The sequence below is a fragment of the Oceanobacillus sp. FSL W7-1293 genome, from assembly GCF_037969815.1.
Taxonomy (GTDB): Bacteria; Bacillota; Bacilli; order Bacillales; family Amphibacillaceae; genus Oceanobacillus; species Oceanobacillus oncorhynchi.
This window is the reverse complement of the sequence record NZ_CP150212.1, coordinates 1,759,984-1,772,471: the sequence shown is the minus strand read 5'-3', so window position 1 is coordinate 1,772,471 and position 12,488 is coordinate 1,759,984. Positions and strand designations below refer to the sequence as shown.

The window sequence follows — 12,488 nt, the reverse complement described above, 5'->3', positions numbered from 1 at the left end:
TTTACCTCATTCATCGTACCACAAGTGTATAAGGAATTATATTTTTTTTCAAAAGAAACGCTAAAAATTTATTTCTATGCTCGAATCTTATATAATCAAGGTATCTTAAGGAGGATTTGTTATGAACCTTGTTTTTGACCCCAAATGGGATGAAGCGCTTCCCGATAAGGACCGTCGTAAAATTGAACAAACGTTCCAACGATTCGTGCTGCCAAATACTGCTGGAAAACAAATGACATTTACCCCTTTATGGCAAGCAAGAAATCACCGGTCTGATTTATTGGTTACTGTTTTAATTAATAATTATAGCAGCCAAGCGTATTCCTTTGGAAACACCACACTAAAATACGTAGAAGACGACGCAGTAAAAGCCGAAAAGACATTCACTTTAGAAAGGGTTTATGTACCTCCAGACACCAGCATGCCCTGGACATTTATTTTTCCGGAATTCAGCTTTACAAATAGCTCTATTAACTTACATGGCAGCTTAATTTGTCACAATTTAAATGACCTTGCTTCTCATGATTGATTATGACGGATAATGACTAATTGTGGTGAAAAATAACTGCTGTTATATTTCCTGGTTCAACCTGATATTGGAAAATAGATTAAAAAACGTACCCTTTGAACTACATTTCGTTTTATAATTAGTATATTACTTGGATATTCATGCATAGGTAGGTACTTTTTCTTTTTTAAACCGGGATTTAATTATCATTTTTTATTAAAAAACTATTACAAGATTTTATTTCATACAATCCTATGCTATATTTGAAGATAGGTTTCATCATGAATAAGTTGAAAATCCATATCCCTGCCCTTATAGTATTAAAAGCTCGAACAGATTAGTCGAAACCTGTAAGTCAGCTTCAAGAATCAACATCGCATAATTATTCATTTTATATTGACATCACGAAAATACTTGCTCAAATGACAGGAGAGGATAATATTGAGTATGACACCAACTTCGAATTCAACTTTGAATTTTATTGACGCATTTACGTTATCTGAAAAAACAAATTTAAATATTTCAATCCTATCTTTAAGAGATTTGGATGATTTTCAACTTGATTCATCAAATATACCGGATTTAATTATGATTCCAATTTATCAATACAACGATATTACACGCATTCTCGAACAGGAACAGTTAAAGGATGTGAAACTAGCAATCATCCTGCCTAATTTGCATATGAAGGATATTATCCGCTTGTATGAATTTGATATAGATGGATATTTTGTTAAAAATATGAGCCTGAATGAAATCATATCAGGAATCCGCTTTATTAATGAAGGATGCATTTATGTTTACCCCGAATTAGCTAAGGCATTACACGATGAATTTTTAACGCTATCTTCTACGTTACAGTCCCGTCCGGATGGCCTTCTTACCAAACGGGAATGGGATGTCTTACTTGAAATATCCAGAGGAAACAACAATGAAATTATCGCCAACAACTTAGAAATCTCTGATAAAACAGTGAAAAACCATGTAACCACCGTTTTACGCAAGTTAAATGTTAATGATCGGACGAATGCGATGCTGTTAGCGTATCGTAAAGGCTGGATCTAAAAAATAAAAAGTATGACTAAAACGAGAAGCCTATGAAATATATAGACTTCTCGTTTTTATAATGGATAGTTTGTAACACACTCAGGCATTCTGAAACTGTACTTTATGCTGTACACACGCTCTTTCCAGCTATTAGCTGCCCTGAGATAATTCTGTTTGCACTTGCTGTACTTCTTGAGGAGTTGCCGTTTGACCAGGCTGATAATAACCATGCTGCAATGCATATTGGTATACTTTTAATTGGCGTGCTTCATCCCGATTTCTTAGTTCTACAAATTTTTGGCGCAACGCAGGGTTATTCGATTCAGAAATATAACCGGCGTAACCTTTCAAACTTGCATTAAGACCATTTAAATAATCATTTACCATCTCTTTATCCTGAAACATTTTCAAATCACCTTCCTATTGTTGTAAAAATGACATTAATTGTTGCTGCGCATTGCGAGCATCCTGTGCATCAAATTGCAGGATTGATTTAAATTCCGGATCCTGTGCCTGTTCAGCATAGGCCTCCAGCTTATTCACAATCATTCCATGCTCTCCAATAACCTTACGCAATGTTTCCAGTTCTGTTTGCGTTAATTGGCTCATCAGACAAACCCCTTTCCATAAATTTATCAAGGTTATTATGCCCGGTGAATGAATTTATATGCTTTTGGATAGGTGCGATAAAGAAATTTTTTACTGTTTTATTTCATTTTAAAACATATTAAGACGGAATCCATTTCTATATTTTCTTTCATAGCAAATACAGTTCTCGTTCCAAAACTATGTAAGACTGTTCTCATGCTATGCCTTTAATCTCAAAACATCGCTTGTCAGCTTCGGTTCAAACCCGTAGATTTCTTTCTGTTTGTAAGAATGAATTTCCTCATAAATGGTTATCATATAATTCAGTAATTGCTCATTTGTTTTTTCTTGTTCATCCCAGTACATAATATCCAATTCTATTTCTGTATGAGATACTAATGCCTGGAATCGATAAGAAATCCTTTCTGAAACCTTAAAGCCTTCACGGAAATAAAAACGCAGGCGTTTCTCTGTATCTTCATCCCTTTCATCGACTGGCTCTACTTCCAAAATAATCGTTTTCTGTTTGTTTTTTAACTGTTGGATCAATTTTTTACCTATCCCTTTCCCCCGGGCATTTTCAGAAACCCATAAAAAGTCAACAAAAACAAAATCGGCATACTCCGCATACATCATAATGTGCAAATCACTTTCATCCTTATGATAATGATTTGGCTTGTCCTTCAGCAAAGCTTTCAATTGCTCTTCCGCTTTCATTTCTTCCACTGGAAAATATCCGTTTAAACGTTGAAACCAATTCACCGTAAAACCTCCTGTTACTTTTTTCACTTTGGCACTGCCCTTTTATCATTCTTTCCTTGTCCAGATGCTGTTGTGGTAAAAAGCCGATGACTGTATGAAATCATCGGCTTTCATGAGAAAATTCCTATTCTGCTTCTAACAACAGCACTGCTTCTTCTTCAACAAATTCACCGGTCCGCTGGAAGCCGCTATGTTCATATAAGGTGATGGCTACATGATTTTCTTTTACAGCAGAGGTGCGTAATTCTTCTTCCGGATAATCTCTTTGAAAGTCTTCTATAAATTTCTTTAAAGAAGCTTTTCCATATCCTTTGCCTTGAAAATCCTTCGCAATCATAAATCGTTCCATCCACCATGAATCCTTATCATAAATATCATCTGCCGGGTAATAACAGAACATGAGAAACCCGACCATTTCCTCCTCATGATAAATTGCATAGGGATGTTTCTCTTCCTTTTCATATACTGCTTCCAAAACAGAATACCAATTAGGAGCTACAAAATCTTTTTGATTATCATTCACCTTTAATAGCGAGCATTTTTTATAGTTCGAGCTGTCAATTTCCTTAAATGTAATTGTCATCCTCACTCATCTCCCTTAGTTATAGATGATACCTCCATTTTATACGAAAGGAAAAAGAATGGACAGTAATTACTCAAAGATATCTAATTTAAAACTCCTAATTCTGTAAAATCAGGCGCGCTTTTCCGCAATTTCTTTTTCAAGATGTTTCTGTACGTCTATCGCCGATAAGCTCTGACTCTGCTTTTCTCCATATTTTCGGACGTTTATTGTCTGGTTCTCTTCTTCTTCGTCACCAGCAACAAAAATATACGGTATTTTTTTCATCTGTGCTTCTCTTAATTTTAGTCCCAGCTTTTCTTCCCGATAATCTGCTTCGATACGGATACCTGCTTCTTTAAAAGTATCTATTAATTGATTTGCATAGGAATGATGAACAGAAGAAACTGGTAAAATAATGGCCTGAACAGGAGCCAGCCAAGCAGGAAAAGCACCTGCAAAATGTTCAATCAGAATGCCCAAAAAGCGATCGATGGATCCATAAATTGCCCGGTGTATAACAACAGGGCGCAGCTTTTCATTTTCTGCATTGACATAAGTTAAATCAAATTTTTCCGGCATTTGAAAATCAAGCTGGAGCGTCGCACATTGATGACTGCGTCCCAAGGCATCTTTGATATGAAAATCAATTTTCGGGCCATAAAATGCACCGTCTCCTTCATTTACTTGGTAAGGCAGCTCCATCCGCTCTAACACATTTTCTAATGCCTGCTCTGAGGCCTCCCAAGCAGCATCTTCTCCCATTGATTTTTCTGGACGCGTAGATAATTCAACGGCATAGCTGAAGCCAAACACCCCATAAATCTCATCAATTAAACGAATGGCTCTTTCCATTTCCGCCTCTACCTGATCTTCCCTTACAAAAATATGGGCATCATCCTGACAGAAAGTACGGACCCGGAGCAATCCATTTAAAGCGCCGCTGTATTCATGACGATGGACTTGGCCGAACTCAGCCAGCCTGATCGGCAAATCACGATAAGAACGCAGCTTTTGTTTATAAATCAGCATATGTCCCGGACAATTCATCGGCTTTAATGCAAAATTAGTATGATCTACTTCCGAAAAATACATATTTTCCTGATAGTGATCCCAATGACCAGATTCTTCCCAAAGCTGCTGGTTCATCAAAAGCGGTGTACGCACTTCCTGATAGCCTGCTTTTAATTGTGCTTCTCTGGAAAACTGTTCAAGCTCCTGACGGATAATTTGGCCATTCGGCAAATAGAACGGCATGCCAGGCGCTTCTTCAGAAAACATAAACAGCTCCAGCTGCTTTCCTAATTTACGATGATCTCTTTTCTCTGCTTCCTCTAAGAAATGCAAATGCGCTTCTACATCTTTTTTCTTCGCAAAGGCAATGCCGTAAATACGCTGCAGCATCTCATTATTACTGTCGCCCCGCCAGTATGCTCCTGCCAGACTTGTAAGACGAAATGCCTTCACGAATCCGGTAGACGGTAAATGAGGGCCCCGGCATAAATCAGCGAAATCTCCCTGTTCATAGATTGTGATTGCTTCCTCAGCCGGGATACTTTCTAACAGTTCAACCTTATAAGGCTGGTTCTGTTCTTTGAAATACGCTTTCGCCTCCTCCAAGGATAACTCATACGAATAAATTGGAAGATTTTCCTGTATAATCTTTTGCATCTCTTTTTCGATTTTCGCCAAATCTGCCTGTGTAATGGATTCCCGACATTTCATATCATAATAGAACCCATGTTCAATCACCGGACCAATACCAAACTGAACGTTTCCTTTTCCATAAAGCCGCTCAACAGCCTGTGCTAAAATATGTGCAGCAGTATGCCGCATGACCTCCAGACCTTCGTCTGAATCCAGTGTCAACAATTCAATCGCACTTTCTTCGGCAATAGGATAACTTACGTCCACCAGCTTGCCGTTCACTTTTCCAGCAACAGCCTTCTTCGCTAAGCCTTTTGATATTTGTTCAGCAATTTCTTTTAAGGAAACTCCTTTGTCTGCCTTACCTTCTCTTCCATCTGGAAATATAATTTTCACTTCATTTTTCATTTTCTACATACTCCTTCTTCATTTTAGGCAAATAAAAAAACATACTCTTCCCTCTCATAAAAAGGGACGAATATGCTTCTCCGTGGTTCCACCCAGATTTCCGCCAAGTGATTGGCAGCTTCATTTTGCAGTAACGTTGCATATGACGGCGTCAGTTGTTACCCTGACACAGCTCGGAGGCGGTAAATTACACTTCTTGGTTAGAAAGCTCTCACCTTTTGCTCTCCTCTCTTTAAACCTTCCATGTAATTCATGTCCTCTTCATTGCCTTTTATTGTTCCAAGCTTTTCATTTTATTAAAAAAACACATCCTCCCCTTCCTAAGAAGGGGCGAATGTGTTAACTTCGCGGTTCCACCCAGATTCCCGTCAAGCTGATTGACGGCTTCATTTAGCAGTAACGTTGCATATGACGGCGTCAGTTGTTACCCTGACACAGCTCGGAGGCGGTAAATTACGCTTCTTGGTTAGAGAGCTTTCACCTTCTGCTCTCCTCTCTTTGAACCTTCCATGTAATTCATGTCCTCTTCTTCGCTTCTCTTGAATAAATTATAGAATATCATACTAAAGTTTTTTCATTTATGCAAGCGTGTTTTTTAAAATAATAAGCTGAGCCGAAATTATTTATTCTCAAAAACATCCACTGCTGCCTGCGCTACCTGCATATCATGCTCTACAGAGCTTCCGCTTACGCCTACAGCACCGATAACTTGATCATTCTCTACTAATGGGATTCCTCCTCCGAAGAGTACAATCCGTCCATTATTCGTGGTGTTTAATCCGTACAGTTCTGCATGCGGTACTGTTGCCTCTGCTAAATTAGAAGTTGGCATTTTTAACGCAACGGAAGTCCAGGCTTTATTTTGTGCGATATCAATACTGGCCAGCCACGCGTCATTCATCCGGTGTACAGCAATGAGATTTGCGCCTTCATCGACAACCGATATAACCATCGAAACGCCAATTTTTTCAGCTTCTTTTTCAGCACCCTCAATCAGTTTTTTCGCTAATTCCAGATTTACTTTAGTCATCAAATGATTCCTCCTTCTAAAAAATAGGCAGAAGATTCTCCAAAATTATCGTAATGCACCATGCGGGTCAATGACGAATTTCTTCGCGACGCCGCCATCAAACTCTTTATACCCGGCAGGAGCTTCGTCCAGTGAAATAACCGTTGCATTGACCGCTTTGGCAATCTGTGCTTTTCCGCTTAAAATAGCTTGCATTAAATCTCTGTGGTATTTCATGACAGGAGTTTGCCCGGTTACAAAGGTATGCGCCTTGGCAAAGCCTAAACCAAACCGGATTTTTAATGCGCCCTCTTGTGCATCTTTATCTTTGGCACCGGGATCACCCGTTACATAAAGCCCCGGAATACCTAGACGCCCGCCAGCCCGGGTAATATCCATAATGGAATTTAATACAGTAGCTGGGGCTTCGTCTGCATTTTCTCCATGGCCGCTCGCTTCAAAACCAACCGCATCAATCGCGCAATCCACTTCTGGTGTTCCAAGAATTTGTTCGATCTGTTCTTCTAAATTAGCATGCTCCCGCAGGTTTACCGTTTCACAGCCAAAGCTTCTCGCCTGAGCAAGCCGTTCTTCAATCATATCCCCAACGATGACAACAGACGCACCAAGTAATTGAGCAGAGTGAGCAGCTGCCAATCCAACAGGTCCGGCTCCTGCTACATATACTGTTGATCCGGTTTTAACACCTGCACTTACCGCCCCGTGATAACCGGTTGGAAAGATATCAGACAGCATCGTTAAATCCAAGATTTTTTCCATTGCCTGATCTTTATCAGGAAATTTCAACAGCTGAAAATCCGCATAAGGAACCATTACATATTCCGATTGGCCGCCAACCCAGCCGCCCATATCCACATATCCGTAGGCGGAACCGGGACGATCCGGGTTCACATTCTCGCAAATATGTGTATCCTGCTGCTTGCAATTTCGGCAGCGCCCGCAAGCAATATTAAACGGAACGGAAACAAAGTCCCCTTTTTTAATAAACTCCACATCGCGTCCTGTTTCAATGACTTCTCCAGTAATTTCATGACCAAGAACCAATCCGGACGGGGCAGTTGTTCTGCCTCGAACCATATGCTGGTCACTTCCGCATATATTCGTTGTAACCACTTTCACAATAACACCATGTTCACATTTTCGGCCAACATTCAGGGGATTGACACCGGGGCCATCCCTTAAGACAAGATCTGGGTATCCAATTTCTTCAACTGCTACTACTCCCGGCTCCTTATACACGACGCCTTTATTTGTCATCTTTATGATTCCTCCAATCTTTTGTTTGAACTACCGATTGCAAGCGATGTCATAATAGGAAAATGTGAATTCAATCCCCCCTTTTAATTAATAATCAAGCAGGTTCTGATTTTCAAAAAATTTCTATTTATTCCTATAATAGATTCTAATTGCCAGCAGGTAAAATATCTAATATTGATAAGACCCATCTGTAAAACTGATGACAAAGGGCGTTCAAAAAGGAACAGGGAAAGTATATTATTACAATCTCCTATTGGCGCATTAAACCCTGAGTCTATATCATTTACACTGCTATAATTTTCTTTTCAGGTACTGTTCCCGCTGTAATATTTGGTAAACACAAAATAATAATTTTAGTAGAATCTCCTCCATTTTCCATATCTATTGTTCGGTGATTATGAATTCTATCATGGAGAATCGGCCGTAAAGCTTCCGTTACATGAAGTTTCTTTTTATGTTATTGGATCCTTCAGACTTGGGCGATTCAATTTAAAAATAGAAATATCATGCTTTGTTTCGCCAGTCACAGCTAATTGAGATAGTATTTCTCCTACTGCACTTGCAAACTTGAAACCATGCCCTGAAAACCCAGCCGCAATAGAGATATGGGGATAGCCAGGATGTTTATCAATGATAAAGTGACCGTCTGGCGTTCTGGTATATAAGCAAATCATCCCTTTCTTTAAGGGACCGGATGCTTCCGGCATGAACTGATTCAGAAACTCCCGGAGATGCCCCTCGTCGTTTTCATCCGTTCCGAATTCTCGATTCATTGTGTCTGGATCTATCGCATGAACATAATCATGTCTTCCCATTTTTACTCCGCAGCCATTAAAGGTAGGAAAACCGTAATAAATAGCTCTTGTATCACCTGCTGGCACCTCTACCATAAACGCAGGGAATACATTTGAATTAAATAAAGCTTCATTTGCTTCAAACCAGGCAACAGGCTGTCTTGTTGGAACAATGGGGAGTTTTAACCCTACTTTGTCAGCTAATTTCCCGCACCAGGAACCGGCACTAATAATTAACTTATCTGAAGTGAACAGACCTTTTTCTGAAATCACTTTGACAGTATCTTCATAGGCCTCGATATCTTTGATGGGATTATTAAATGAAACTTCTGCTCCATGATGTATAGCCAGCTCCTTATATGCCTGCGTGCAATTTTCACTAAATAAAATCCCTGAGTCCGGCTCAAAAAAACCGCTATAGTTATCTGGAACATGCAGCCCTCTAAATTGCTCTCTTATCTGTGTACCTGTGAGCTGCTCAACCTTTAAATGGTATTCTTTCCCGCTGGCAATTGCTTCCTCAATAAATGGCGCATTATTTTCAGGACCAAATCCCACAGCTCCAACCTGGGTAAATATTTTATGATGGGTTTTCTTTTCCAGCTCATTCCAAAGCTCCTGTGCCCGAAGAGCAAGCGGCACATACTCTCTTCCTTCTCCATAAGCATGGCGAATAATTCTGGTTTCCCCATAATGACTCCCTTGATCATGCGGCGGATCATAGGAATCAACGAGCAAGACCTTCACCCCCTGCCTCGCCAAATAATACCCCGCAGCCATTCCCATCGAACCTGCACCAGCCACAATGACATCATAATGTTTCGTCATCTGACAACCTCCCTTAAATTTATAGGAAATGAAATATCCATTTTTTAAGAAATACCTTATCCGGAAGTAACTAAACCATGCTATTCATCTTCATGTTTTCAAACACCAGGGTTGCGACCATCACTATCAGCCGGGCAAAAAAATAATTCCTCTTAATTTTCAAATATTTCAGCTTGTTTCTTATTAAGGTATATTATAAAATGAAATCGCAATCATGAATAATGATTTAAAAAGATAGCTGCTATCACCAGTAATGAATGGAAATTGGAGGAGGCTGGAAATGGAGATTAAAGACTTGTTAATTTTTCAAAGCGTTGCCCAGAATGGGAGTATCAGCAAAGCCGCAGATGAACTTAATTATGTTCAATCACACGTCACAGCCAGAATAAAATCATTGGAAGCAAAATTACAAACCCAGTTATTTGATCGCCACAGCAGAGGGACTACGGTGAATTCAGAAGGAAAAAAGCTTCTGGGCTATACAGAAAAGATATTATTTATGATAGAAGAAATGAATAAAGATTTTCGGGATTCTGCCCATCCATCTGGTACGCTTGAGATTGGTACGATCGAAACGATTATGAAGCTGCCGATGATTTTATCCGCCTATCATAAAAACTTTCCCAATGTGGATTTAACACTGAAAACCGGCGTATCTCAGTATCTTATTAACCAGGTATGGAAGCATAAACTGGACGGCGCTTTTGTTACAGGCTTTGGCGAACACCCGGAAATGGAGCAAATTAACGTTTTCCAAGAAGAGTTAGTTATCATATCCGATAGCAGAAAAGCGGACTATCAAGAATTAAAAAATAGGCCCTTACTCGTTTTCAATTCAGGATGCAGCTACCGGGAGCGGCTGGAAGGCTGGCTGCACGACGAGGGGATAATGAATCCGAAAATTATGGAATTCGGGACATTGGACACCATTCTGGGGAGTGTTGCATCAGGACTCGGCATCAGCCTGGTTTCTAAGTCAGCAGTCAGCCATCTGGAGGAATTAGGAACCATTCAATGTTATCCGATTCCCAAAAAGTACAGTGATATATCAACGGTTTTTATCAGACGGACCGATACCTACTTAACAAATACGATGGAAAAATTTATCGACACCATACATGAATATAAACATACACCTTATTCTCCTTTCGTAAAACCGGTTGTTAATGATTCGGAACGTGAAGCCTATTCGCTATGACAGAAATTAATTACTGCAAAGAATAGCGTCATGAATCATTATCTTATTTTTTAAGCCTTCTTCTCTTTTTCACCGATATCCTATCTTACGTTCTGCACTCAAAACACAAGGGAGTCAAGTAGTAAAAATACAGATCTCCCTTGTCTTTATTATATATTTGAGTACAGTGCAACAGACTGCAAAGATTCCTGCTTCCAACAGGGGGGAAAACCCCAAAAATTCCCCTCCAGTCTTTTTAATATCTCTGCATCACAACAATGCATGCAGCTTTTTTTGATAACTCCATTTACTATCCCGCCTTATTTATTGCCTTTTATGCTCATAATTATCTTCAAATAACCATAGTTATAAAATAAAACTCCGCTCTGTACTGCAATGGAAAAAGGGGCTGGAGCTGGAGGAATTCCCCATCAAAACCATACGCGACGACGTCACATATAAGGATAATCTAATGGCCCTTGATGCAAGTAAATTTAAATGGTCACAATAAGGAGGTTTCTTTCTTGAGTGAAAATCTGGCAAAAATAAATAATAAATGGATTCGGCTGGCTGTTTTAATCATCGTATTCATCAATACAGCTGCCATGCTTTTAGGCTACAAACTCATTCCTTTGTCGAACGAAGAGCTTGTTTCCGTGTTATCTCTCATTGCTTTATTCGTATCCGAAATCTGGAACCATTGGAAAAATAACAGCTATACACCCTCTGCAAAGGAAGCGGATAAACTGATGGAAAAGCTGAAACGTTAACACAGAAAAAGCTGAGGGACAAGGTCCTGCCTCTTCTTTACGCAGAACAGGCATACACTTATCCCTCAGCTTTTGCTTTTTATTCCATCTCCCCATAAATCATATCCAAATGTTTCGGCAGCACTTCAATCGTTGCTGGTGTTTTATTTAAAAATTCGCCATCACAATCAATATTTTGTTCCGGGGAAGCAGATACTTCTAAACGGTTTGTCCGAAAATAAATAATATCATCGTCTTTTTCATTTTTTGGATAATCATCCTGTATTTTGGCCTCCAGCCATTTCTTTAAATACTTCAGTTTTGCTTCTTTGACAATCAAGACATCAAATTTTCCGTCCTCTACATCTGCATTCGGAAAGAAGGATTGAATTCCGCCGAGAAAGGAACCATTTCCAATAACCAGCAATTCTGCGTTTTCGTCGTAATCGAATTCCTCGCTATGTAATTTCAATCCAAAAGCTTCATTTTGGAAAGCAAGCTTTGAAGTGTTCAAATAATAAGAAACTCTCCCAAAAACCTGCTTATTTGCTTCATCCATTTCTTCAGCAACCTTGGTAATAATGCCAATTCCCCAGAAATTTAAAAAGTAGTTCTCACCGTATTTACCTACATCGACTTGAATTCGTTTCTGCATGATAATTTGCTCTAACGCTTCTAATGGCTTTTGGCTGATGCCAAGCGTCCGGGAAAAATCATTGCATGTTCCGCCTGGCAAAATAGCGAAAACTGGCCTGTTTTTCAATGGAACGATGGCATTCATGATTTCAAAAACAGTTCCATCTCCCCCGCCTGCAATCAGTAAATCAACTCCTTCTGCATGCTTTTCAACAAAACGTTTTCCATCCCCTTCTTTCTTGGTCTGAAAGATGGTTACCTCTTCAAATATTTCCGTTAATCTAGATTGAATTTTATCTAATTGTTGTGCCAGCTTTTGTTTTCCGGCGTTCGGGTTTATAATTAAAGCGACTTTTTTCACCATTTCCGCTCCTCACAAATCCATATTTTACTGCATCGATATGTTTAAAGTTCTCCATTACATTTATAAATAACTCAACTTTCGCACCTAAGAATAAGCAAATATATCTTGCTATTCCAAGATGAACATGTTCT

Annotated in this window: 13 protein-coding genes; 4 read left to right on the top strand and 9 right to left on the bottom strand. The window is 39.3% G+C overall.

Annotated elements, in window-relative coordinates:
- Window positions 1–121 precede the first annotated feature (121 nt).
- Both MKY65_RS08745 and MKY65_RS08740 read left to right on the top strand, forming a co-directional pair.
- Window positions 122–529, top strand: a complete 408-nt coding sequence (locus tag MKY65_RS08745; protein ID WP_339184060.1) for an SLAP domain-containing protein — start codon at window positions 122–124, stop codon at window positions 527–529.
- Between the two features lie 426 nt (window positions 530–955).
- A complete protein-coding gene (locus MKY65_RS08740) occupies window positions 956–1,573 on the top strand; it encodes a response regulator transcription factor (RefSeq protein WP_339185170.1) in 618 nt (205 codons plus the stop codon).
- A gap of 132 nt (window positions 1,574–1,705) precedes the next feature.
- On the opposite strand, the gene MKY65_RS08735 is transcribed toward MKY65_RS08740, so the two are convergent.
- The 8 genes from MKY65_RS08735 to solA all read right to left on the bottom strand — a co-directional run bounded on the left by MKY65_RS08735 (window position 1,706) and on the right by solA (window position 9,431).
- Window positions 1,706–1,960: a spore coat protein gene (locus MKY65_RS08735; RefSeq protein ID WP_042533348.1), complete on the bottom strand. Its 255-nt coding sequence runs from the start codon at window positions 1,958–1,960 to the stop codon at window positions 1,706–1,708.
- A gap of 15 nt (window positions 1,961–1,975) precedes the next feature.
- Window positions 1,976–2,164, bottom strand: a complete 189-nt coding sequence (locus MKY65_RS08730) for a hypothetical protein (protein ID WP_339184058.1) — start codon at window positions 2,162–2,164, stop codon at window positions 1,976–1,978.
- 198 nt (window positions 2,165–2,362) lie between these two features.
- Window positions 2,363–2,905, bottom strand: coding sequence for a GNAT family N-acetyltransferase (locus MKY65_RS08725; RefSeq protein ID WP_339184057.1), 543 nt, complete (start codon window positions 2,903–2,905; stop codon window positions 2,363–2,365).
- Window positions 2,906–3,029: 124 nt separating this feature from the next.
- The gene (locus MKY65_RS08720) at window positions 3,030–3,488 is read right to left on the bottom strand and encodes a GNAT family N-acetyltransferase (protein ID WP_339184056.1); all 459 of its coding nucleotides are present in this window, start codon (window positions 3,486–3,488) and stop codon (window positions 3,030–3,032) included.
- A gap of 111 nt (window positions 3,489–3,599) precedes the next feature.
- A complete protein-coding gene (thrS, locus tag MKY65_RS08715; protein ID WP_339184055.1) occupies window positions 3,600–5,522 on the bottom strand; it encodes a threonine--tRNA ligase in 1,923 nt (640 codons plus the stop codon).
- A gap of 619 nt (window positions 5,523–6,141) precedes the next feature.
- On the bottom strand, window positions 6,142–6,552 hold the full coding sequence (locus MKY65_RS08710) for a heme-binding protein (protein ID WP_339184052.1): 411 nt from the start codon (window positions 6,550–6,552) through the stop codon (window positions 6,142–6,144).
- Between the two features lie 45 nt (window positions 6,553–6,597).
- Window positions 6,598–7,809 (bottom strand): formaldehyde dehydrogenase, glutathione-independent, encoded by a 1,212-nt coding sequence (gene fdhA, locus MKY65_RS08705; RefSeq protein WP_193065108.1) that lies wholly within the window; start codon window positions 7,807–7,809, stop codon window positions 6,598–6,600.
- A 452-nt stretch (window positions 7,810–8,261) separates the two neighbouring features.
- The gene (solA, locus tag MKY65_RS08700; RefSeq protein WP_339184050.1) at window positions 8,262–9,431 is read right to left on the bottom strand and encodes an N-methyl-L-tryptophan oxidase; all 1,170 of its coding nucleotides are present in this window, start codon (window positions 9,429–9,431) and stop codon (window positions 8,262–8,264) included.
- A gap of 280 nt (window positions 9,432–9,711) precedes the next feature.
- On the opposite strand from solA, the gene MKY65_RS08695 reads away from it, so the two are divergent.
- Together MKY65_RS08695 and MKY65_RS08690 are read left to right on the top strand one after the other, a co-directional pair.
- Complete coding sequence (locus MKY65_RS08695) at window positions 9,712–10,629, top strand: LysR family transcriptional regulator (protein ID WP_339184048.1); 918 nt, start codon at window positions 9,712–9,714, stop codon at window positions 10,627–10,629.
- Window positions 10,630–11,132: 503 nt separating this feature from the next.
- On the top strand, window positions 11,133–11,378 hold the full coding sequence (locus MKY65_RS08690; protein WP_339184046.1) for a phage holin: 246 nt from the start codon (window positions 11,133–11,135) through the stop codon (window positions 11,376–11,378).
- 79 nt (window positions 11,379–11,457) lie between these two features.
- On the opposite strand, the gene MKY65_RS08685 is transcribed toward MKY65_RS08690, so the two are convergent.
- Window positions 11,458–12,357, bottom strand: coding sequence for a diacylglycerol kinase family protein (locus tag MKY65_RS08685; RefSeq protein WP_339184045.1), 900 nt, complete (start codon window positions 12,355–12,357; stop codon window positions 11,458–11,460).
- Window positions 12,358–12,488: the final 131 nt, after the last annotated feature.

Coding starts and splice junctions, on each gene's coding strand:
- MKY65_RS08745 (WP_339184060.1), top strand. CDS start 122: ATGAACCTTGTTTTTGACCCCAAATGGGATGAAGCGCTTCCCGATAAG.
- MKY65_RS08740 (WP_339185170.1), top strand. CDS start 956: ATGACACCAACTTCGAATTCAACTTTGAATTTTATTGACGCATTTACG.
- MKY65_RS08735 (WP_042533348.1), bottom strand. CDS start 1,960: ATGTTTCAGGATAAAGAGATGGTAAATGATTATTTAAATGGTCTTAAT.
- MKY65_RS08730 (WP_339184058.1), bottom strand. CDS start 2,164: ATGAGCCAATTAACGCAAACAGAACTGGAAACATTGCGTAAGGTTATT.
- MKY65_RS08720 (WP_339184056.1), bottom strand. CDS start 3,488: ATGACAATTACATTTAAGGAAATTGACAGCTCGAACTATAAAAAATGC.
- thrS (WP_339184055.1), bottom strand. CDS start 5,522: ATGAAAAATGAAGTGAAAATTATATTTCCAGATGGAAGAGAAGGTAAG.
- MKY65_RS08710 (WP_339184052.1), bottom strand. CDS start 6,552: ATGACTAAAGTAAATCTGGAATTAGCGAAAAAACTGATTGAGGGTGCT.
- fdhA (WP_193065108.1), bottom strand. CDS start 7,809: ATGACAAATAAAGGCGTCGTGTATAAGGAGCCGGGAGTAGTAGCAGTT.
- solA (WP_339184050.1), bottom strand. CDS start 9,431: ATGACGAAACATTATGATGTCATTGTGGCTGGTGCAGGTTCGATGGGA.
- MKY65_RS08695 (WP_339184048.1), top strand. CDS start 9,712: ATGGAGATTAAAGACTTGTTAATTTTTCAAAGCGTTGCCCAGAATGGG.
- MKY65_RS08685 (WP_339184045.1), bottom strand. CDS start 12,357: ATGGTGAAAAAAGTCGCTTTAATTATAAACCCGAACGCCGGAAAACAA.